The sequence below is a fragment of the Sorangium sp. So ce726 genome, assembly GCF_051521405.1.
GTDB lineage: Bacteria > Myxococcota_A > Polyangia > Polyangiales > Polyangiaceae > Sorangium.
The window spans coordinates 3,941,856-3,963,317 of sequence record NZ_CP150349.1; the positions used below are offsets into that span (position 1 = coordinate 3,941,856).

The following is a 21,462-nucleotide window of genomic DNA, read 5'->3' on the forward strand; positions in this document are numbered from 1 at the left end:
AATGAAGATGATGCTGGCGATGCCTCGTGGGTCGGTAACAAAACCAAAGGGGCTCAACAGCTCTACAGGTGGACCCCGCCTCCCAGCGATACCCCCCACGTTGTCGCTCCTCGCTGCCCGGTCAGCCCGGATGGCGCATCCAGGTTGACGGCAACCTGGGAGCGTACGAACACCGGATCGAATTCCACATTTGCATACAAGATCGCTGCCCACTGTGAGAAATCTCGCCCTGCGAGCGGCACCGACTGCGCGAGCATCTGCACTCGCACTCCGGGGGTCAGCGGACCCATTCGCAAGCCCGCGTGCGCGGCGGCTACGACCGCCAGCCGAGACGGGTTGGCGTTCACGGAAACGAGCACGGCTGGATCCAGCTCAGCGCCAACGATCACCGGGATGGACAGCTCCGCCCGGCTGCGGAGCAACAGCGCGATCGGGATCGCGTTCGGTGCCCACATCCAGTAGTCCGCGAACCCGCGCGCGGCCGTAGCTACGGCGTAATTGTATTCGACCTCCGTATTTTCGGGGATGGAGCCAGGGAACGTCGTCACCGGCGGTGCGACCCCGATCCCGGCATAGATCGAGCGGTTTCGCTCCTCGAGAAGCGCCGCCTGCACGGTCACGAACGGATTCCCGAAGCGAAACGACGAGCGCCGCGCCTCGCCCTCGATCCGAAACGTAGTCCAGGCCGAGGTGACGTCCGTGGTTGCGAGCAGCCAGCTGTTCAGGCGAAGGCCCGCCGCGATCTGCGGCGCGACATGAATCGTAGCCACCGTCCGGTCCTGCGGTGATTCTGTGAAGATACCGTACAGCGCGACATGGCCGCGGCCGCCAGGTCGCGACGGAATGTCCCCCGTCGTCTGTGCCCAGCTCGGCGCCGCCCCGACCGAGGCAACCACGGTGACCGTGAGCGCCAGCCCGCGCGCTCTCCTCCTCACCTCGTCCTCCGGAACTTCTGCACGCCACGACCCCTCAGGCTGGTGACGTAGACGCTGCCGTCGTGCCCTACGGCGATTCCGTGCCCCCAGTCGATCTCCCCGGGACCGTCCCCCGATGTGCTCCACCGGTCCACGATCTTCCCGTCGAGGCTCATCCGCAGCACATGACCCCGCGGCCGCTCCGGATCCTGATCGCCTCCGTCGACAACGTAGATGTGCCGGTCAGGTCCGAAGGCGATCGCCCACGGTCGCCCCAGCGCGGCGCTCTTCCACTGTGCCAGGTACTGGCCGTTCGCGCTGAAGACCTGAACACGCGCGTTCTCCCGGTCCGCCACGTAGACGCGCCCCTCGTCGTCGGTGACGATGCCGTGAGGCGTGTCGAGTTGTCCCGGTCCGAAGCCCTTCTCGCCCCACTCCATGACGAACTCGCCGTCCTCGGAGAAGCGCGCGATCCGCGCATGGTTGTAGCCGTCCGCCACGTAGATATCGCCGTCCACGCCGAAGGCCACGTTGGTGGGCCGATCGAGCTGCTCCGGGCTCGTCGCGCACCCGATATCCGCAACCAATACGAGGATCCACACACCGATGCCCTTCATGGCGCCTCGCCGAGGGTCATGACCACATCCCCCTCCGCCGTCAGCTTGAACACCCGGTTCTGCTCGGAGTCCGTCACCCAGACGAAGTCGTTGCGATCCACCTCGATCCCGTGCGGATAGAAGAACAGCCCCTCTCCCCACGCGTCGAGAAGCTCGCCCGTCTCTGGCTCGAACACCAAGATCGTGGGTTCGCGGATCGGCTCGTCGTTCCCTGACGTGCGCCCGGCTGCATGGCTCACCAGCACACGCCCCCGCGCGTCGACCGCCACATCGAGCGCTGGGCCGAACACCATCCCGTCAGGGACACGCGGCCACCCGTCCACCACCGCGTACGGCCCTGCAGGCGCGTCGTCCGCTGTCGGCGGTCGCGACGTGCACGCCCCGGCAAGCGCCAACCCCACCAACCAGCGGCCCCCGCGCTGCGCCGCTGCGACCGACGTTGCGTTGCGAAGCAACCATCCCATGACCAAGGATAACAATGTTATCCTGGTGGCGTCAACGGGCGAGGTGCGGACGTGGCAGGATGGTGGGCATGGGTGTGATGGATGCCGATGAGCCGGTGGAGCGCGTGTTCATGGCGCTCTACGAGGGACGGCTGACGCGCGACGATCTGACGGCCCGCAAGATCGCCGCATTCCTGGGCCAGACAACGATGGTGCTGTATCACCACTTCGGCTCGCTCGACGGATTCCTTATTCGCGTCGATGGCCTCGGGTGGCGGCGGCTCGCGGAGCGCCTCGACGCGCGGGCGCTCGCTGGCGCCGATGCGCGGTCGCTTGCCGTCGGTTACGTCGAGTTTGCGCTGTGCCATCCGGACCTGTACTGGCTGATGGCTGAGCGCCGCTTCGACCGCGCCCGCCTGCGCGAACAGGGGCGCCTGCGGCTCGCGCGCCCTCTTTGGAGCTCATTCGTCGAGCTCTTGCGCCATCACGGCAGCAGGCGGCCGGAGGAAGATACCCACGTGCTCTTCGCGGGCCTCCACGGCATCGCGATGCTCGCGCTGAGCGGGCGCGCCAACCTGGGTGAGGTTTCCTGTGAGGTTTCTTCCGGGAATATTCCTTCTGTACTGATTTCTTCCAGTCTGGATGGGCCCCTGCGTGGAGTCCCGGGTGGGACCCCACTCAACCCGGGTGAGGATCCCAACCTGGGTCAGGGGTCCGCCCCGGGTGAGGATCCGAACCTGGGTGAGGGGTCCGCTGTGGGCCCCGCCGGAGATGCGGAGGTGGCCTTCGCCGCGGCACGCCGTCTCGCGGACCTCGTGCTCCCCGCCCGTCCACCCGAGCCGCCCGCCTCCCAGGCGAGCCACGACCGCGACGGCCCCGGGCGCCGCGCCTGAGCCTTCCGCCCAGGCGCCTGCCGGCGCCAGGGCGCTCGCAGGACGCTCCGCGCACGGCGCACAGTCTCCTGGCACACGGCTCGCCGGCCAGGAAGAAAGGGAAAGCGCGTCGACGCGCGCCTTCGCACTGGGCGCATCCCTCGCGCGGCGCGGGGCTTGCCCTGGAGTTGTGCGAGACCGACCCCAGCACATCGCGTCCGTTCGCCGGACAGGCCTCGCAATGTCGGGGAAATCGGCACGTCCTGCGAGCTCGCGGCATCTATCTCCGTTCGGAGGTGTTATGCGCGCGCGACGCACGGTCGCTTGGTTGCTCAGCGGGGGGCTCCTCACCGCTGGCGCCGGTTGTGGCAGCGACGAACCGGAGGCGCTCGGCGTAGCTCGGCTCGCGGCCGTCGCGAGCGCCGATCGCACCGTGCATGCGGTCGATGCGCTCGGCGCTCAGCACCAGGCCGCGATCGCCGCCAACGCGGACGCGAGCATCCTCATCGCGACCTACACCGATCCGCGCGGCGCCCTCGCGAATCCGATCAGCCTGTCCGGGGTTGCGCGCTCCGCCGACGGCGGGAGGTCTTTCGCCGAGGTCCCCGGCCCGAGCGGCGCGGGGGCGCTGCCCTCGGTCGCCGGCGGCCAGGTGCTCGGCGCCCCCCGCGTCGTCCACGATCCGCGCCGCGACGTGTTCGTCAGCTCCTCCACCTACGTCCGCCCCGCCGACGGCCTCCAGGGCCTCTGCATCCATGCCTCGAACCCCGGCAGCGCGGCCGGCTCCTCGTGGTCCGCACCGGTCGAGGTGACCCCCGCCTTCGTCGCGGGGGAGAGCGCCGAGCAGGCTTCCATCGACGTCAACGCGGCGACCGGGCGCCTCTCCGTCACCTGGGTTCAGCGCGGCGGAGCGTCTCCGAGGATCCTCTACAGCCACTCCGACGATCTCGGCCAGACCTGGTCGCCCGTGGCCACGATCGCGCAAGCGCCCGCCGGTGGCGATCTCGACGGGCCGAGCGCGCGCATCCTCCCCGGGGCGACCGACCGGGACTCGGTCGTCTATGCCGTCTTTCGCGGCATCGAGCCGGGGACCTCGCTGCGCAACATCGGTTGCCGCCGGTCGATCGACGGAGGCGTCACCTGGAAACCGCTCACCCTCCTCGACGAGGCCAGCTACCCCACGGAAGACCAGATCCTCGGCGTCGATCACGGAAGGAGCGTCCCGTCGATCGACGTCGACCAGGCCACGCGGCAGGTCTACGTCGTCTATCAGCGGAGCGGCGCCCGCGGGACAGGGGACATCGCCCTGCGCTCCTTCACGGGGGAGTGCACCGCAGGCCCCGCCGTCCTCCTCAACAGCAATCCAGGGCGCGATCGGGCCCAGTTCTTCCCCTTCGTGGCTGTCGATCGAACGACCGGCACAGCGCACGTCGTCTACTACGATCAGGATGTCGACAGCTCGGGGGACCTGACCGAGATCGTCCACACCGCGTCGAGCGATCAAGGCGCCTCGTTCAGCCCGCCTACGCCGATCTCGGACCACCCCTTTCATGCGGGCCATGGCAACGACGCCTCCCGGCAGAACCTCGGCGACCGCATCGGCGGCGTGGCGCTCGCCGGTGAGCTCTACAGCGTCTTCAGCATGACGGCCACCCCGCCGCGGTTCGACGAGGGGCAGCCGTCGTCGACCTCCCTGATCGCGTCGAACGTCCACCTCGACGTCCTCGACGAGCTCGCGCGCGTCCCGCCGCTGCGCGCGGCGGGCGCGCGGATCGCGGACACCGCGTGCGGCGCCCTCGCGAACGAGCGCATCGATCCGGGGGAGCTCGTCGACGTCGGCGTCTACCTCGAGAACTACCTCGCCAACCCGATCTCCGGCAGGACGACCGTCTCCCGGATCACCACCACGCTGTCCACGGAGACGCCCTCCGTGACCATCGTGAGGGCGAGCGCGCTCTACCCCGATATCGAGCCCCTCCGCACCGTCGCGGGCGACGCGCCATTCGTCCTCAGGACGGCCCGGGACTTCGCTCCGGGAACGCCGATCGATCTGACGCTCACGGTGAGCTCCGCTCAGGGCACGATCGAGCTGCCGATCCAGCTCGAGACGGGCTCGCCGGGCGCCGCGGAGGTCCTCCTCCGCCAGGATTTCGACGCAGCGAGCGCGCCCGCGCTGCCCTCCGGCTGGCAGTCGGTGCGCGCCGGCGGGACGGCCTCCGCCTCGCCGTGGACCGTCGCGCAGACGCTGACGCCCGGAAACAATGCGGCATTTCACGACGAGAAGGCGGCGACGTCGCTCGTCGCGCTGGTGTCGCCCTCCGTGACCATCCCGGAGAGCTCCGGGAACTCCTACGTCACGCTCGACTTCGATCTGACCTACGAGCTGGAGGACGATCCGCAAAAGCTCATCCAGGCGTTCGACGGTCTGACGCTGCGCGTGGAGGATCTCACGGCCGGCGCCGCGCCCAGGGCGGTCCTCGCGGAGGCGTTTGCCGAGCGGATCGTCACCGGCGGGAGCCACCACTTTCCCAAGCACCTTCCAGCCCGTGACGACCCGGACTACCTGGAGGACAACGCGGTATGGTCCGGCAGCTCCAGCGGGAGCAAGCGCGTGTCGATCCGCTTCCCTGGCGCGGGGTTGCGCGGGCGGACCGTGCGGCTCCGATTCGACTACACGCAGGACAACAGCCGGGTCTGCACGGATCTCGGGCGCCCCGGGCCGTGCGGCGTTGCGGTCGACAACATCGCGCTCGCGGCGGTGCCCGTCGTGGCCGGGGCCTGCGGGGCGGATCTGGCCATCACCCAGACGGCCGCGCCGGATCCTGTGTCGCCGGGCGCGCAGCTCACCATGACGATCGAGGTCACCAACGAGGGGCCGGGCGACGCGAGCAATGTCGTCGTATCCTCCGTGCTGCCCGCCGGGGCGAGCCTCGCCAGCGCCTCGGGGACCGGCTGGACGTGCGACCCCGCCGGCGAAGAGCTCTTGTGCCGGCGCGCCTCGCTCGCCGCACGGGAGAGCTCGTCGATCGCGGTCGCCATGGTCGCGCCGACGCTCGCGCCGCATACGGTCGACGAGGAGGTCGAGAGCACGGCGAAGGTGAGCTCCAGCGACTACGATCCGGAGCCGGAGAACAACGAGAGCGGCGTGCGCATCGACGTCTCCGTGCCAGCGCGCCTGATCGGCTATCTCACGGTCCTCGGCGAGCGCGTCGCCGGCGAGGATCTCGCCTATACGGCGCTCATCTGCAACACGGGGGGGCGCCTGCAGCCCGACAACGCAGGGTTCGAGTTCGTGGACGTGCTCCCGCCCGAGCTCCTGCTGGAAGGTGCGTTCGCGGACAGCGGCGCGGTCTCGGCCGATCCCACCACCAACACGGTGGGCTGGGACGGCGAGGTCGAGCCGGGGGAGTGGGTGGAGCTCACGATGGAAGCGATCCTCCTTCCCCTGACCGATGGACTCGTCGTCACGAACCAGGGCACGCTCTTCTTCGACGCGGACTCGGACGGCGTCAACGAGTCGAGCGCGATGACCGACGAGCCGCTGTTCGCCGGCGCGGCCGATCCGACGGTGCTCACGGTGAGGCCCGCCATCTGCGGCGATGGCGAGCTCGGGCTAGGCGAGGAGTGCGACGACGGCAACCTGCGCAACGGGGATTGCTGCTCGGCGCTGTGCACCGCCGAGCCGCCGACCACGATCTGCCGCATCGCGACCTCGCTGTGCGATCCCGGGGAGTACTGCGACGGCGCAGGGAGCTGTCCCGCCGACGTGAGCCTGCCGGACGGCGCCAGCTGCGATGATTTCGATGTCTGCAACGGCAGCGATGTCTGCTTCCAGGGACTCTGTCTGAGCGACATCCCGCTCGACTGCGATGACGGGGATCCGACGACCACGGACGAGTGCCATCCCTTCTTTGGCTGCCGGAACACGCCGAGCGGCGTTACGGCGGGAGGGGTCGGAGGCGGAGACGAGGGAGGGGCTGCAGTCGGCGCGGGCGGCGGCGCAGGCGGCAGCGGAGCGGGCGGCAGCGTCGCAAGCGGTGGCGGAGCGGGCGGTAACGGCGCAGGCGGCGGCGTCGCGGGCGGTAGCGGCGTGGGCGGCAGCGGCGCAAGCGGTGGCGGAGCGGGCGGTGGCGGAGCGGGCGGCGGCGACGCCGGAGGACCGGCCGAGGGGGCTGGAGGCAGGAGTGACGGCGCCGGCGGCGATTGCTCCACCGATGCCGGCGGGGCGGGCGGCACAGGGGTCGGCGGTGGCCGGGATGCGGCGGGCGGGGGTGGGGAAGGGGAAGGGGAAGGAGGCCAATCCGAGGGAGGAGCGCCCTCGGGCCACTGCTGCTGTTTGAGCCTCAGCTGCGCGTATGCCGTCATCGGCGGTGAGACCGGGCACGCGCCAGGAGCGGCCCGCGCGCTCGTGCTGTGCGGCGTCCTCGTGGCGCTCGGCAGCGCGCGCCGCGCCCGCCGCCGCCGCTGCTGACGGCGGCGCCCGCGCGCCCTGCGATCACCTGTAGACGAAGACCCCCTTCAGATCCTCGGTCTGCGAGATGGGCGTGCCGTCCTTCTTCGAGGTGGTCCTGAACTGGTAGATCATCCCCGGGATCAGCGCGGGACCGTCGTACTCGACAGAGACGTTCTCGCTCCCCGACACCCTGGGCACCTCCAGGTTCTCCCAGATCTTCGCGCCGAGCGCGTCGAACAACCGCACCTCGTACAGATCTTCGCTCGAGTCGTCCTCGAAGACGAACGTCGGTGTCCCGCTCACCTCCTCCAGCGTGCTCGCGCCGGGCGAGACCACGGCGAGCGCGCCCGTCACCTTGAACGACTCCGCGACGGGCAGATCCTGGCCGGAGACCGTGATGCGCACGATCTCGGTCCCGCCAATCGACGTGTCAGGATCCCGCACGAGCGCGTCGTCCTCGAACGCGGCGAGGACCACGTAATCGCCGTCGGGCACCCCGGCGATCGAGAACTCGCCGGTGACGTTGCCTTGCCGGAGCCCTCGCGGGGTCTCGCCGCGCGCGGTCGCCTCGTCAAAGGTATCGGCCACGACGAGGATGACCGAGGTCGCGCTCCCCCCTGGAGCATTCACGATCTCGAGCTTGCCGCTCACCACCGCCGTGGCGTCTCCGGTCGAGTGAAGATCCACGCCCGTCGTCTCCTTGCCGGCGCTGACGGTCGCGCTCGCCGTGTCGAGCGCGAGGCCGGCAGCATAGCCTTTCACCGTGACGTCGCCCGCGGCCACGTTGTAGATCGTGTAGCTGCCGTCGAGGTCGGCTGCGCCGGTGGCGCCGCCCGCGACCAGCAGCGTCCCGCCTGGGTGGTCGGCGTGCACGACCCCGGAGATGGAACCGAGCCCCTCGCTGTCCGAGAGCGGCAACAGCGAGATCTCCGTCGCCGCCGACTCGATCGCGAGCGGTTTGCCCGCCGCAGTGGAGAGGTCGATGGGCAGCGCGACCCGCGGCGCCTTCGGGAACGTCTCATAAGCCTGCGCGTCAGCGCGCAGCGTGATGTTGGCCTCGACCGGAGCGCCGCTCGCGTCGCGCCGCGCGGGCACGACGAGCTCATAGGTCCCGTCGGCCCCGGTGATCGCCACCCGCGAGATCACCGCGTCGCTCGGGTCCCGCGCGAGCACGCGCGCGCCCGCGATGGCCTTGTCATCGAGCGAGTCGTAAACGCGCCCCCTCAGGGTCACGGGCTCGAAGCAAGCGGGCTCAGCGCCCTCGACCTCCTCGCACACCTGCGGCGCGGCGCACCCTGTCTGCTTGGCCACCGAGCAGCTCTGCGGCTGACCCTCGTCGTCGCCGCCGCACCCCATCCCCATCAAGGCGCACAGCAATCCAACAGATATTGAGCGCATGACCATCGACTCGTCTCCTTTCAAACCATGTCTTGTCGCTGCAAGCACAGCTTCTCAGCTCGTGAGCGGCCAGCGCCGCGGCCTGCGATCCTGTCGCCGCTTCGAGCAGGGACAGTGAATCACGCAGGCGCGGCGGGCACCGAGCAGGGGGAACACATCCCTCCGGTTCTTCTGTGTCTTTCATGGTTCAATCCCTGTCCTCGAATCCAGGGAGAACCGGGTCCAGCGAAGGGCTAGTTCAGGATGACCTGGCAGCAGCCGGTGATACAGTAGTAGCCTGCGGCACAAGGCTCCTGGCCGGAGAGCCCGCACGGCTGGACCCCCGTCGCGCATTGGCCTTGGGGCTCGTCGGTGGGCCCGCCACCGCTGCCGGTCGCGTCGCCGCCGCCGCCGCCGCCGCCTGTCGCGGCTCCGCCGCCTCCAACGCCGCCGCCCCCTCCGCCGGTGCCGGACTCGAAGCAGTCGTCTGGCAGCGTGTCCTTGCCAAGGCAGAGCTCGCAGTGGCCGCACTTGTTCAGGCACGCATCCACAGGCGTGCAGGGCTCGCAGCGGGCCGGGTCGGACTCGTGGCCGCGCGAGCAGGAGCCTTCACCGGTGCCATCGGCGTCGGAGCCAAGCCAGACGTACTTGCCGCCGCCTGCCGGCAGCTCGCAGCAGCCGAAGCAGTCGCAGCCATTCGGCGTGAGCGGACCGCAGATCGTATGGCACATATCGGATTGCTCGTCGTTGAGATCGCTGCAGCTCTTGCCAGCGGCGCCCGGCGTCGAGGCCCCGCTGTCATAGGCGCACATCGTCCCGTTGATGGACTCCGGGTGAAACCCGGGCGCGACCTCGTGCTCATCGCACTTGTGGTTCCAGTGGCAATCGTCGTTGCCGGAGCCGGAGTCCTGGTCGAAATAACAGTCGACGGTACACGCCGGCCCCGCCTGGCCAGGGATCCCGCCGTAGTAGCTGCCCTCGGTGTTGTCGCACGGGCCGAGGCAGTCTGGATCCTGCGCGTCGAGGAGCCCATCCTCGTCGTTGTCGACGAGATCCCCGCACGCGTACGTCTTGCCCTGGCACTCAACGATGCTCGTCGGGGTCGCCATGCCTCCGCCCGACGCGCCGGTGCCAGCTCCGCCGCCGCTCGCGCTGCCGCCGCCGCTCGCGCTGCCGCCGCCGCTCGCGCTGCCGCCGCCGCTCGCGCTGCCGCCGCCGCTCGCGCTGCCGCCTCCTCCCGCGCCGCCGGAAGGGGCGGCGCCGTCAACGGTGCTGTCGCTACAGCCGGCGCTGAGGGTGAGTCCAACCAGGGCGGTCACCAACGAGAGAGAGAGAGAGAGAGCTAGGCGCATGGTGTCTCCAGAGGTGGCTCAGGCGCTCCCGTCCGCAGCGCGAGCTGCGGAGCGGGACTACCGGCGCGTTCATCTGGAGCAGTTCCGCCGCGGTCATGTCACGGCTCAGAAAAATGACCGATCGCGAAAAAAACGCGGAGCCATCGCGAAACCCGCGTGTGGTCGTGGGGTGATAACCCACGTTGTGCTCGCGGTTTCCTCTTCTCTTCTGGTTCTGGGTGGCAGCCGAGCGGGCACGCTCGCCGCTCTCATGGGGTCGCGTGGCCCTTATGCGCCAGGGCCGCGCGCAGCGGCGGTCACGCCGCGCGATCGCGCCGCCGGCGGGCGCCCAGGCCCAGCGCGCCGGCGAGGAGCGCCACGAGGCCGACGAGCGTACCGCCGCGCTCGCCTTGCTGCATCGCGCAGACCAGCCCGGACGAGACCTCCGGCTCCGTGGACCCGCCGCCGCTGCTGCCCGCACCGCCGCTGTCGTCGCAGGCGTCGCCGACCCCGTCGGCGTCGTCATCCCCCTGATCCGCGTTGGCCGCGAGCGGGCAGTTGTCGTCGCCGTCCGGGACGCCGTCGTTGTCGTCGTCCGCGTCATCGACGTCGCAGGCGTCGCCTTGATAGTCCTCGTCGTTGTCGGCCTGATCCGCGTTGGGGACGGAGGTGCAGTTGTCGTGCTCGTCCGGCACGCCGTCGTTGTCGTCGTCTGCCTCGCAGGCGTCGCCCTGACCGTCGCCGTCGCTGTCGGCCTGATCGGGGTTGTACTCCTCGTCGCAGTTGTCCGCTGCGTCGCTCAGGCCATCTCCGTCGACGTCCTCGCAAGCGTTGCCCACACCGTTGTCGTCGGCGTCCGTCTGATCGGGGTTCGGCACGTGCGGGCAGTTGTCCGTCTCGTCCGTGATGCCGTCGCGGTCGCCGTCGACGTCGGCCCCGAGGTCGCAGGCGTCGCCGCGGCCGTCGCTGTCGCCGTCGGTCTGATCCTGGTTGGGCACGTGCGGGCAGTTGTCGCTGTCGTCCACGACGCCGTCGTTGTCGTCGTCGTCCTCGCAGGCATCGCCGGTGCCGTCGCCGTCCGTATCTTCCTGGAACAGATTGGATACGACAGCGCAGTTGTCCTCCACGTCGACCACGCCATCGTCGTCGCTGTCGGGATCGCAGGCGTCCCCGAGGCTGTCCCCGTCCGCGTTCTCCTGGCCAGGGTTCTGATCTGCAGGGCAGTTGTCCTCTGCGTTGCGCAGCCCGTCGCCGTCGGCGTCGATGTCGGGCTCGCAGAAGTCGCCGATGCCGTTGCCGTCGCTGTCCTCCTGGTTCGGATTGCGCGTGGCAGGGCAGTTGTCGCAGAGATCGCCGATCTTGTCGTCGTCTCTGTCCTGCTGGAGCGAGTTCGGGACGTCGCGACAGTTGTCGACGTCGTTGTCGATGCCGTCGCCGTCGTCGTCACCGGCCTCACAAACGTCGCCGGTGCCGTCTCCATCGGAGTCCACCTGATCGTCGTTCGCGGTGAACGAACAGTTGTCGTTGGCATCCAGGACGCCGTCGTTGTCGTCATCGTCGTCGCAGGCGTCGCCGGTGCCGTCCGCCTCCGCATCCGACTGATCCGGGTTCATCGCGACAGGACAGTTGTCGCAAGCGTCGCCGACGCTGTCGGAATCCGAATCCCGCTGATCCTGATTGGCGACGGACTGGCAGTCGTCGCACGCATCGCCGACAGCATCGCTGTCGGCATCCGCCTGGTCCGGATTTTGGGTCTGCACGCAGTTGTCCTGGGAATCCACGACCCCATCCAGATCGGTATCCGGGTCCTCCGCCCAGCCCGTCGCTGGCAGGATCAGCCCGAACAGGCCCGCCAGGAGCCCCACCGAGAACCGTCGCCCGCGCGACCGCACGCCCCTCGTCCCCGCACGTTTCATCGCGCCTCCATCCTTCATGGCCTTCATGGCGACAGCTTGGTCACGAACACGTCCGTGCCCTCGCCTCCCTCGATCCGCTTGTCCCCGAACGTCACCTTCCCGGTGAACGCGCCGGTCACGTAGACCTGCCTGTCGCTGTCGATGGCCACGCCCGTCGCCCGGTCCGCGCCAGCGCCGCCGAAGCGGTGGCTCCACCGGTAGCCGCCCTCCTGATCGAGCTTGGCCACGAACACGTCGTCGCCCCCCGCGCTCGTCATCGAGCCGTCCGCCAACGTCGTGTCTCCGCGGAACCCCCCCGCGACGACCACGTCCCCCACGCCGTCGACGAGGAGCTGACCCAGCGACGCGCCCTCCTCGCCGATCACCCGGCTATAGATGTGCTCGCCCGTTGAATCGAGCTTGGCCACGAACACCGCCGGGTGCTCTCCGGCCGTCCGAGGGCCCCCGCCGAGATCGATCGTCGCGCCGAACTCCCCGCCCACGATCACGTTGCCCGCCCCGTCCACCGCGACCGCCTTGGCCCGCTGCGGCCCCGCGTCGCCGAAGCGCTTGCTCCAGCGGTGCTTGCCGAGCGCGTCGAAGCTCGCCACGAACACATCGAAATCCCCGGCGCTCTCCAGCGGATCGCCCCCGAGATCGAGCGTGCCGGCGAAATCTCCGACCACGATCGCGTTGCCGCGCTCGTCCATCGCCACGGCGCGGGCCTGCTGATCGAAGCCGTCGCCGAACCGCTCGCTCCAGAGCGGCGCGCCGTCGGCGTCGAAGCTCGCCAGGAACACGTCGCTGCCTCCGGCGCTCTCGATCCGGTCCTCGCCGACGTGCAGCGCGCCCGAGAAGCGGCCGGCCACGACGAGGCGCCCCGTCGCCGTCGTCGCCACGCTCGTCGCCGCCTGGAAGCCGATGCCCCCGAGCGGCTGCAGCCACAGCTCCTGCCCCTCCGCGTCGAGCCTCGCGACGTAGCCGTCTCGCCCGCCGGCGCTCGTCCGCGGCTCGCCGCCGAACTCCAGCGTGCCGGAGAACTCCCCCGCGACCAGGAGGCCCTCGTTCCCGTCCGGCACGAGCGCGTTCACCGTCTGCGGATCGAACGCACCGAAGCGCTTCAGCCCGAGCCCCGACCCGTCGCTCGCCGAGAGCCGCGCCCAGAAGACGTTCTCCTCGCCGATCGGGGTCACGCTCTCGTCGTCGAGGGCCACGTCCTCCGCCTTCGTGAGCCTGCCGAGGAGCGCCGCGGTGCGGTCGTCGGCGACGGCCACGCTCGCCCCTGCCTGCTCCCCGTCGCCCCCGAGCGCGCGCGCCCACTGCACCTCGCCGCCCGACGGCGGTGCGCCGCCGCCCTCGCCGCCGGCCCCCACGGGGGTCGACAGGCTGAGCTCGGGAGCGCAGCCGAGCGCCGCAGCGCCGAGCGCCGCAGCGCCGATCATCACGACGCCGAGCGCCGCGCCAGATGTTGCCGGGTAGAACCGCCGCTCCCTCATCAGAACACCCCCTGCCACATCACGCCCTGCGCCGTGGGCGTCGCGATCGGCACGAGCGACGACGCCCGCTCGCCGCCCGCCCCGGGCCGCAGGAGGATGCCGCCCAGCGCCGCGCCCACGCCGGCGACGCCGACCGCGCCGAGCGTCACCGACAGCCCCAGGCTGCGGTTCCACCGCGCCCGGAGCGCCTCCATGCTCTCGAAGTCGTGGATGCCCCGATCACACACGGACCCGGGACACTCCTCCTCGACGCGAGCCCGCGCGCCCATGTGGTCGACAGCGAACACCGCGCCCCCCGCCAGCGCCGCGAGCCCCACGCCGCCCGCCGTCCATGCCCACAGCGGCACCGGCGCGCGGGGCTCCGTCGGCGCGTCCGGGGGCGGCAGCTGCCCTCCACCCACGTTGGCGCCCATGCTCCCACCTGCGGCTGCGCCTGCCTTCGGCTCGGTCGACTGCCCCGGCACGAGGCGGATGCGGACCTCCACCGGCGCGCGCTCCGCCTGCTTCAGCGTGACCTCGCGCCGCGCCGTCTGGAAGCCTGGCGCCGTCACCACCACCTCGTGGCGACCGGGGTTGAGCTTGCGCGGGTAGGGGAGCGCCGCGCGGGGGATCGGCTGGCCGTCCACGCGCGCCTCGAGCTGGTCCAGCGCCGCGCCCTCGACCCGCAGCTGGAGCGACGGGATGCGCGCCTCGAGCTGCTCGACCATCGCCGCGGCGGCCGCCCGCGCCTGCGTGAACACCGGCGGCTCGTCGCTCCCGAGGGGCAGGTGGACGACGTCGTAGGCCGCCTCCCGGGCCTCGATCAGGCGACCGAGCGCCTCGTCGGCGCGCGCGAGATCGAGCCCCGTCGTGGGGGCGCGCACGAGCGCATGGGCCGCCTGGAAATCCTCGCGGGCGCCGGCGACGTCCCCCGCGTCGCGCTTCTTGCGCCCCTCGATGAGGAGCGTCCGCGCGGTCTGACGATCGGCCGCCGAGGGCTCGGCCCGCGCCGGAACTGCCCCGGCGACCGAGAGGACAGCCAGGGCTATGCCTGCGGCGCGGGAGGCACGGGGGCGCAACAAATTCATCTCATCACCAAGCCGCCCGGGACTGTCCCGGACTACTCGATCATGATCGCACGCCGCTTGCGCGGGGGTCAACTACGCCAGCGCGCGCGCATCGTGCTCATGGGCCCATGGCGCGCGCATCGCGTATGGCGTCGATCACGTTGATCACGTCGACCCACGTCCATTGCGCTCACCGTAGGTTGGCGCTCGCGACTCGGTCCGTTCACGTGGCCGGGCGACTCTGGGGCAGGGGCACGGCAGCCGGGCGGGCGACCCCCTCCTTGTCCTTCGGCGGCGAGACCGATCCGCCGGCGCTGAGAGGCGCCTCGCTCGGCGCGATCGGCGCGAGATCGGCCGTCGCCGGCCCGCGGAGGACGCGGCCCATGGCGTCGAAGCGGGCGCCGTGACAGCGGCAGTCCCAGCTGCGCTCCGCGGAGTTCCACGAGACCACGCCGCCGAGGTGGGTGCACATGGCCGACATCTCGTGGATCTGCCCTTGCGGATCGCGGTAGACGGCGAGCTTCTTCAGGCCCCTGCGCACGACGGAGCCGGCGCCAGGCGCGATCTGCGCCAGGTCATCGACATCGCCCTTGCCGAGCCATGAGGCGTACTGGCACGCCACATTGAGGTTCTCCTTTGCGTACTCGGAGACGGCGGCCAGGCTCAGGTTGACGCGGGTGGGATCGAAGAGCGACGCCATCCGGCTCTCGCGGCCCTGCACGAGGTCCGAGATCACGAGGCCTGCGATCGTCCCGTGCGTCATGCCGTTGCCACAGTCGCCCGTGGAGATGAGGATCCTCGATCCCTTCTTGACGCGACCGATGTACGCGAGCCCGTCGACCGTCTCCATCACCTCGCCGGACCAGCGGTGCAGCACCTCGCCCGCCTGCGTGAAGCGCTCTCTCGCCCACGCCTCGAGCCGCGCGTGGCGCTGGTCCGCGTCGCTGGCCTGGCCGGTCTTGTGGTCTTCTCCTCCCACGAGGAGCACCTCGTCCGGGCCGTCCGCGCCGTCGATGTTGGCGAGTCGGATGTAATGGAACGGTTCGGCCGTGTCCCAGTAGAGCCCCGGCGGGACGGCGTCCCGGGGGATGCGCAAGCCGACGACGTAGGTCCGGTAGCCGGCTTGCTTCAGGTGCACCGCGATGCGCGGAATGAAGGGCGAGTTCGTGGCGAGCACGGCCTCGCCGGCGATCACCCGGTGCCCGCGGGCCGTCCTGACGACGACGTCATGAGGCACGGCGTCCTCGTCGACGTCGACCACGTGCGCGAGCGTATAGAGCTTGCCGCCGTCGCGCTCGATCGCCCGCGCGAGCCCCGCGAGGTACCTGCGGATATGAAACTGCGCCTGATCGGGGAAACGCACCGCCGGCCCCGTATCGAAATCGAGCAGCGGCGCGCGGTCGACGTAATGAGTGGAGCCGAGCCCGGCGCGGTGCGCGGCCTCGATCTCGTCCCGGAGGGTGGCCGGGGGGGACCCCGGGGCCGCGAAGAGATAGCCGTGGACGCGCCGGAAGTCGCAGTCGATCTTCTCTTCCGTGACGATCCGCTCGATCGTCTCTATCGCCGCCGTGTGGCTCCTTGCGGCGAGCCGCAGGCGGCTTCCGCTGTGGAGCTTCGCGAGCGAGGCCCAGCGCCGGTCGAGCGCGTGCGTGATATGCGCGGTGGTGAGCCCTGACTCGCCCCCGCCGATGGCGCCGTTGTCGAGGACGACAACGCTCTTGCCGGCCTTCGCGAGGAGGTACGCCGTCGTCAGCCCGGCGATCCCCGCGCCAACAACGCACACGTCGGCTTCGTGGTCGGTCGCGAGGGGGGTCATCGGAGGGATGACGGCGTGGGTCCAGGCGGTGTTCTTATCGTAGGCTCGCTCCGTCATAGGCGCTCCGCGTCTGAACGCCGAGCGCTTTGGCTCGGCGCTTCGTCTCGGTGATCGGTCGTGGGGTCCGCCGTCCGGGAGGTGTGATGATCTGCAGCGCCAGACGCCCCGGACGCGGCCTCCATGGCCGCCGCGCCGCCGGCGCGCGCGGGGGGACGCGCGCCGGCGGCGCTCTTCGTTCGCGCGCGAACGCGCGCTCGGGCGAACTCGTCAGGCCCCTCTCGCTACGCCGGCCTCCCGCGCGCCGACGCTTGCCCGCGCGGCTCTTGTCGCCGCTGCACGCGAAGAGCGCGAGCGCAAAGAGAGTCGTGGCGCTCAGGAGCCAAGCCACCCACATCGCTCGTCGGACGATGCAGATCGCGTACCGCGCCCACCGCCGCCCGGCGCGGCATGATTGCCGGACGTGCCGCAGGGTTCACGGTGAGGCATTCTGCCACGATGAGGCAAACCTGCGACGCGCGCGGCGCGCGTCCGAGCCCATCGCGGGCCGCGTGCAAGAGAACGGTTGGTCAGCGGGGAGCGCCGTCCAGGCGAGGCGCGCCGTCCAGGCGGGACGCGTCGTTCCGGCGGATCCATGCGTAGCCGATCGTTGCCACGAATTCGCCGCGACAGCTGCTTGATTCGATCCGCGCGCACGCGTACTTGACGTCCACGACACAGCAGATTGAGGACGTTCGACAGCCCACAGCAAGGGGGTGCCGGACCGGCCTTGGCTCCACCGAGCGCCCGCGGCTCGGGCTCTTCGTCGAGACATGGAGGATTGATGAAAGCGCACTTCGTGACGAAAGTGGCTCGGATTGCCCTTCTGACGAGCATGGGACTTCCCCTGGGCTGCAACGGCTGCGACTCGGAGCCTGAGGACGGCGTCACCTCGTCGGCGAGCGGCGCCGGCGGCCAAGGCGGCGAAGGCGGCGTCGCCGGGCAGGGCGGGACCGGAGGTGGCGGCGGGCAAGGCGGTGAAGGGGGCGCTGGTGGCAGCGGTGGAGTCGGAGGTGCCGGGGGGCAAGGTGGCGAAGCGGGCGCCGGCGGCAGCGGTGGAGTCGGAGGGGCCGGCGGCAGCGGTGGAGTCGGAGGTGCCGGCGGCAGTGGTGGCGTTGGAGGTGCCGGGGGGCAAGGTGGCGAAGCGGGCGCCGGCGCATCAGGTGGGGTGGGGGGTGCCGGCGGAAGCGGCGACGGCGGCGCCGGCGGCAGTGGTGGCGGCGAGCCTCCGGCGTTCCTCGGAGATGCCCTGTGGGGGTTCGGCGCCGGCGAGGCTCAGAACGAGCGAATCGAGGCGATCGCGGCGGATCTGCACGAGAACGTCGTCCTGGTCGGCGGCTTCGAGACGGCGATCAACTTCGGTGGCGAGGCGGACGTCCTCGTGAGCGAGGGTGATCTCGACCTCTTCGTCGTGAAGCTCGACGCGGCGGGGGGACACGTCTGGAGCAGGCGTTTCGGAGACAAGTCCGAGCAGGTTGCGTTCGCGGTGGCCACGGATTCGATCGGCAACGTCGTCGTCGCCGGCGAGTTCGAGGGAACCCTCAACTTCGGCGCGGACCCGAGCACGGAGCTCGTGAGCGCCGGTGGGAAGGACCTCTTCGTCGCCAAGCTCGACGCCGACGGCAACCACCTCTTCAGCAAGCGCTTTGGCGGCGAGCTCGACCAGGGCGCCACGGCCGTGGCCGTCACCGAGGCGGGCGAGATCGTCGTCCTCGGCATGGTCGACGGAAGCATCAATTTCAGCGAGGATCCCGGGACCGCGCTCGAGGGGAGCGGCGGTCCCAACGTCGTTGTTGCGAAGCTCGACGCCGGCGGCGGCCACGTCTGGAGCCGGCGATTCGGGTCCGCGGAGAGCTGGCAGCGCTTCCGCAGCGTCGCGGTCGGCGAGTCGGCCCTCTACGCGGCCGGAGCGTTCGGCGGAGAGCTCGAGATCGACGGCCACGTCGTGGAGAGCGCCGTCGACGGTTCGCGTGACGACGAGCCGATCTACGGCATCGATGGGCTCGTCCTGCGGTTCGATCTCGCATCGGGCAGCCTCGTCTGGGCCCGGTCGCTGGGCGCCGCCGGCGAGCAGTTCGCCAAGTTCGTCAGCCTCGGGCTCGACGGCCATCCTGTCGTCCTCGGCAACTACAGGGCTCCGTTCCGCGTCGGGCCCACGGACATCGAGCGCGCCGCGGTCGGGGATTACGACCTCTACCTGGCCCAGCTCGACGCAGAGACCGGTGAGCCGCTCGCCGCCCGAGGGCTCCCCTCCGCCGGCGACGAGTTCGTCTGGGGCTTCTCGCAGGACCCCTGGGGCAACCACGTGTTGAGTGGCTACTTCACGGAGGCGCTTGAGCTCGGCGGGACGCCCTTGGCGGTCGCGCCGCCTGAGTCGGGCGATGCGTTCGTCGCAAAGCTCAGCCAGGACTTCTCCGAGGAGCTCTGGTCCGACGTCTACCGCGATGGGGTCTTCTGCTTCACCACGGCCCAGGCCGTCACCGACAGCGGGAACACCGTCGCGGCTGGCCTCTTCCACGGGGAGCGGATCGAGCTCGGCGGCGGCCTCCCCGCCGTCGAGCACAGCGCGCCAGCGGGCGACCGCAGCAACGGCGACGTCTTCGTCGTCACCCTGTCGCCGTGACGGCAGATCGGGCGCGCGGCATTCCCGCGCGCCCGTTCACAGGCGGCGATGCGCCACAGCGCCGCTCAGTTCGTCTCGTGCCGCGGCTCGACGGCCTCGGCGTGCTGCGCGGTGCTGCTGCCCTGCTCGCCCTCGCGCTCGCCCTCACCTGGCGCGCCGCTCTGTCCGTCGCCGCGCGACTCGCCACCCTTGCGGCCGATCTGCGCCATGTGTCCGCGGTTCTGGCTCACGGCCGCGCCGCCCTTGCGGCCGATCGCGGCCATGTGCTCGCGGTTCTGGCTGACGCTCGCGCCGCCCTTGCGGCCGGCCGCGCGGGCCTCCTCGGAGCTGAACTCGTGGGCCGTGCCCTTCTCGTGCGCGGCCTTGCCGCCCATGCTCGCGATCGCGCGTTGCTGCTTCTGGTCCATCGCGGCGAACCCACGACTGCTGCTCTGACCTTGTTGCTGTGCCATGCGTCGTCTCCTTGGTGTCAGGGCGCATCGTTTCAGCACCCTCACGGGGCGACCCAGGCGTGGTGCCCTGTGGGATCGTCGCTGAACGATGTCGGCTCCTCAGCGGGACTGCAACGTGAGTGCCATGAAGAGGGATCCATCGACACTCGACGTCACCGACGCGGAACCAACGGGGCCTCCGTGGATTCTCGTGAGCGCACGGGAGCGTCCAGGGTGCGCTCCAGCGGGGTGAGGTTGACGGCGATCCTCCGCGCGCGCCCAGGGAGGACGCTGTTTCTGCGCCGACGTGCGCAGCGCCGATTGCGTCGCGTTGCGTCCAGCGCCGCTCAGCCCGGCCGAGATCGGCGTTCCAGCGGACGACCCGCCGCGCGGCAGACTGCCCCACCGGTCGTGAGCGCGCGGGCCATCGCGCCTCGTCCTCGGCGCGCGCCGAGATCCACGCGCTCTCTCGTGTGGACGACTCGGGCGCTCGCGACGTCGCCGACGTCACGGCCGCCGGCCCGCTGCGAGGATCGAGCTCCGGCGCCCAGCGTGCTTGACAGTGCGCGTTCTCGATCACCATCGCACCAATGCCGACCCCCCGACCGGGGTTGTGGGCGCAGCCGGTGGGCGCAGCCGGCGCGCAGATCCAGGGGCGACGCCGTCGCGCAGATTCTGCGCGTCCGGGAGCCCGGCAGCGCAACCTGGGGACGCGACGACCTCGTGGCGACGCGTAGGCCCTGCGCCGCTGCGTCGCCGTGTTCGCACGCGAGCGGCCCGCCGAGGCGGCGGTTGGGCTGTCGCGGGAGGGCCATGCCGGGGGCGTGGAGGCCCCCTACCGCTGTCAGGCGGCGCGAACCGGCCCGTCAAAAACTCGACATCGGTGTGGCCCCCGAGTTGCTCCACCTGTTGCCTCCCGGTCGCTGGAGCGTCACCGATGTCACGGTGACGCCACGCGCGAACACGTGATACAGAGCGGCCCGGCGTCAGCAGCCCATGCGCACCATGCCATCCCTGGAACGTCCCCGAATGCAAGAGAGGCTCACAACGGACTGCGATGAGGTCGCCGGCTCCGGCGGGCTGGTCGACGTCGCGCGCGAAGGCGCGCTGTTGAAGGACGCTCTGCGCGGCCTGGTCGGCGTGTTCGCTCTCCACGACGTGATCCTCATCGGCTATCTCGCCTTGACGACGATCTTCCTGCTCGGGGCGCCGCCGACGGAGCTGCGAGCGCAGTGTATGAACCGCAATCTGGCAGGCATCGCCGCCCTGGTGTTCGTCTGCGTGCTCGTGCGCCGCGCCACGTTCCTGGCGCCGCTGCTCCGGAGCGTCATTTACCGACTCTCGCTCGTCGGCGCCTTCCTCCTCAACTACCTGTCGCTCCGGACCCTCCTGCCGACGGTCCGGAGCGATAGCGTCGACGCGGAGCTCCTCCACCTCGACCTGCTCCTCTTCCGCGTCGAGCCAGCGCTCTGGATGGAGCGCTTCAACACGCGCCCGATCGTGGAGTGGTTCTCCTTCTTCTATTTCAGCTACTTCTTGATCTGTTTCCTCTCGATGGTGCTGGCGGTCTGGGTCGCCCGCCCCGGCCGGGGGACGACGGAGTACGCGGTCGGCTCCTGCATCGTCTACTGTGTTGGCCAGCTCGGCTACATGGCGGTCCCTGCGTACGGCCCCATCCAGGCGCTGAGCCACCTCTATCAGGGGCCGCTGGACGGTGGCTTCTTCTGGGGCTGCGTGAGCAGCGTCGTGCAGGCCGGCGGCGCCATGAAGGACGTCTTTCCCTCCTTGCACACGGCCGCGCCGCTCTGGTTCGCTCTGTACACGTTCCACCGCGCCCGCACCGACCGGCGCCTCTTCTGGCTGGCCGTGGTGGCCGCGTTCTTCTCCATGAACATCATCGTTTCCACCATGCTCCTCCGCTGGCACTACGCGGTCGACGTCGTCGCCGGCGCCGTACTGGCCGTGGGCACGGCGTGGCTCACGCCGCGGCTCGTCCGCTGGGAGGAGGGCCTCCGCGCCCGCATGGGTCAGCCGCAGCCGTGGAGCTTCCGGTAAGCGCGCCTCTCCGGCGCTGACTCGCTCCAGTCCCGCGCTCCTCCGCCGTAGAGCCCG

At 70.6% G+C, this 21,462-nt stretch carries 14 protein-coding genes; 4 read left to right on the forward strand and 10 right to left on the reverse strand.

The window, feature by feature from the left end:
- Nucleotides 1–62: 62 nt before the first annotated feature.
- The 3 genes from WME79_RS14865 to WME79_RS14875 are packed head-to-tail and all read right to left on the reverse strand — an operon-like array spanning nucleotide 63 to nucleotide 1,926.
- Entirely contained in the window at nucleotides 63–935 is an 873-nt protein-coding gene (locus WME79_RS14865; protein ID WP_437535591.1) for a hypothetical protein, read from the reverse strand.
- Nucleotides 932–1,531 carry a 6-bladed beta-propeller gene (locus tag WME79_RS14870; protein ID WP_437535594.1) on the reverse strand — a complete coding sequence of 200 codons (600 nt, stop codon included), beginning with the start codon at nucleotides 1,529–1,531 and terminating at the stop codon, nucleotides 932–934. Before WME79_RS14870 ends, WME79_RS14865 begins: the two co-directional genes overlap by 4 nt.
- Complete coding sequence (locus WME79_RS14875) at nucleotides 1,528–1,926, reverse strand: hypothetical protein (RefSeq protein ID WP_437535597.1); 399 nt, start codon at nucleotides 1,924–1,926, stop codon at nucleotides 1,528–1,530. Before WME79_RS14875 ends, WME79_RS14870 begins: the two co-directional genes overlap by 4 nt.
- Before the next feature lie 137 nt (nucleotides 1,927–2,063).
- Here WME79_RS14875 and WME79_RS14880 point away from each other — a divergent pair, with 137 nt between their 5' ends.
- The gene (locus WME79_RS14880; RefSeq protein ID WP_437535600.1) at nucleotides 2,064–2,867 is read left to right on the forward strand and encodes a TetR/AcrR family transcriptional regulator; all 804 of its coding nucleotides are present in this window, start codon (nucleotides 2,064–2,066) and stop codon (nucleotides 2,865–2,867) included.
- A 280-nt stretch (nucleotides 2,868–3,147) separates the two neighbouring features.
- Nucleotides 3,148–7,317 carry a hypothetical protein gene (locus WME79_RS14885; RefSeq protein WP_437535603.1) on the forward strand — a complete coding sequence of 1,390 codons (4,170 nt, stop codon included), beginning with the start codon at nucleotides 3,148–3,150 and terminating at the stop codon, nucleotides 7,315–7,317.
- A gap of 24 nt (nucleotides 7,318–7,341) precedes the next feature.
- On the opposite strand, the gene WME79_RS14890 is transcribed toward WME79_RS14885, so the two are convergent.
- From WME79_RS14890 to WME79_RS14915, 6 genes are all read right to left on the reverse strand, one after another.
- Nucleotides 7,342–8,697, reverse strand: coding sequence for a hypothetical protein (locus WME79_RS14890; RefSeq protein WP_437535606.1), 1,356 nt, complete (start codon nucleotides 8,695–8,697; stop codon nucleotides 7,342–7,344).
- A 233-nt stretch (nucleotides 8,698–8,930) separates the two neighbouring features.
- Nucleotides 8,931–10,028, reverse strand: a complete 1,098-nt coding sequence (locus tag WME79_RS14895) for a hypothetical protein (RefSeq protein WP_437535607.1) — start codon at nucleotides 10,026–10,028, stop codon at nucleotides 8,931–8,933.
- 296 nt (nucleotides 10,029–10,324) lie between these two features.
- A complete protein-coding gene (locus WME79_RS14900) occupies nucleotides 10,325–11,923 on the reverse strand; it encodes a thrombospondin type 3 repeat-containing protein (RefSeq protein ID WP_437535610.1) in 1,599 nt (532 codons plus the stop codon).
- Between the two features lie 23 nt (nucleotides 11,924–11,946).
- Nucleotides 11,947–13,398, reverse strand: coding sequence for an SBBP repeat-containing protein (locus WME79_RS14905; RefSeq protein ID WP_437535612.1), 1,452 nt, complete (start codon nucleotides 13,396–13,398; stop codon nucleotides 11,947–11,949).
- A complete protein-coding gene (locus tag WME79_RS14910) occupies nucleotides 13,398–14,465 on the reverse strand; it encodes a PEGA domain-containing protein (protein WP_437535615.1) in 1,068 nt (355 codons plus the stop codon). Before WME79_RS14910 ends, WME79_RS14905 begins: the two co-directional genes overlap by 1 nt.
- A 202-nt stretch (nucleotides 14,466–14,667) precedes the next feature.
- Entirely contained in the window at nucleotides 14,668–16,317 is a 1,650-nt protein-coding gene (locus WME79_RS14915) for an FAD-dependent oxidoreductase (RefSeq protein ID WP_437535617.1), read from the reverse strand.
- Between the two features lie 814 nt (nucleotides 16,318–17,131).
- On the opposite strand from WME79_RS14915, the gene WME79_RS14920 reads away from it, so the two are divergent.
- Complete coding sequence (locus WME79_RS14920) at nucleotides 17,132–18,919, forward strand: PE-PGRS family protein (RefSeq protein ID WP_437535620.1); 1,788 nt, start codon at nucleotides 17,132–17,134, stop codon at nucleotides 18,917–18,919.
- 65 nt (nucleotides 18,920–18,984) lie between these two features.
- Here WME79_RS14920 and WME79_RS14925 read toward each other — a convergent pair whose 3' ends face one another.
- Nucleotides 18,985–19,371 carry a KGG domain-containing protein gene (locus WME79_RS14925; protein ID WP_437535623.1) on the reverse strand — a complete coding sequence of 129 codons (387 nt, stop codon included), beginning with the start codon at nucleotides 19,369–19,371 and terminating at the stop codon, nucleotides 18,985–18,987.
- 1,008 nt (nucleotides 19,372–20,379) lie between these two features.
- On the opposite strand from WME79_RS14925, the gene WME79_RS14930 reads away from it, so the two are divergent.
- Complete coding sequence (locus WME79_RS14930; protein WP_437535626.1) at nucleotides 20,380–21,405, forward strand: phosphatase PAP2 family protein; 1,026 nt, start codon at nucleotides 20,380–20,382, stop codon at nucleotides 21,403–21,405.
- Nucleotides 21,406–21,462 lie beyond the last annotated feature (57 nt).

Excerpts from the sequence above, each read along its gene's own strand:
- WME79_RS14870 (WP_437535594.1), bottom strand. The coding sequence starts at position 1,531 with ATGAAGGGCATCGGTGTGTGGATCCTCGTATTGGTTGCGGATATCGGG.
- WME79_RS14880 (WP_437535600.1), top strand. The coding sequence starts at position 2,064 with ATGGGTGTGATGGATGCCGATGAGCCGGTGGAGCGCGTGTTCATGGCG.
- WME79_RS14885 (WP_437535603.1), top strand. The coding sequence starts at position 3,148 with ATGCGCGCGCGACGCACGGTCGCTTGGTTGCTCAGCGGGGGGCTCCTC.
- WME79_RS14890 (WP_437535606.1), bottom strand. The coding sequence starts at position 8,697 with ATGCGCTCAATATCTGTTGGATTGCTGTGCGCCTTGATGGGGATGGGG.
- WME79_RS14895 (WP_437535607.1), bottom strand. The coding sequence starts at position 10,028 with ATGCGCCTAGCTCTCTCTCTCTCTCTCTCGTTGGTGACCGCCCTGGTT.
- WME79_RS14900 (WP_437535610.1), bottom strand. The coding sequence starts at position 11,923 with ATGAAACGTGCGGGGACGAGGGGCGTGCGGTCGCGCGGGCGACGGTTC.
- WME79_RS14905 (WP_437535612.1), bottom strand. The coding sequence starts at position 13,398 with ATGAGGGAGCGGCGGTTCTACCCGGCAACATCTGGCGCGGCGCTCGGC.
- WME79_RS14910 (WP_437535615.1), bottom strand. The coding sequence starts at position 14,465 with ATGAATTTGTTGCGCCCCCGTGCCTCCCGCGCCGCAGGCATAGCCCTG.
- WME79_RS14915 (WP_437535617.1), bottom strand. The coding sequence starts at position 16,317 with ATGACGGAGCGAGCCTACGATAAGAACACCGCCTGGACCCACGCCGTC.
- WME79_RS14920 (WP_437535620.1), top strand. The coding sequence starts at position 17,132 with ATGGGACTTCCCCTGGGCTGCAACGGCTGCGACTCGGAGCCTGAGGAC.
- WME79_RS14925 (WP_437535623.1), bottom strand. The coding sequence starts at position 19,371 with ATGGCACAGCAACAAGGTCAGAGCAGCAGTCGTGGGTTCGCCGCGATG.
- WME79_RS14930 (WP_437535626.1), top strand. The coding sequence starts at position 20,380 with ATGCAAGAGAGGCTCACAACGGACTGCGATGAGGTCGCCGGCTCCGGC.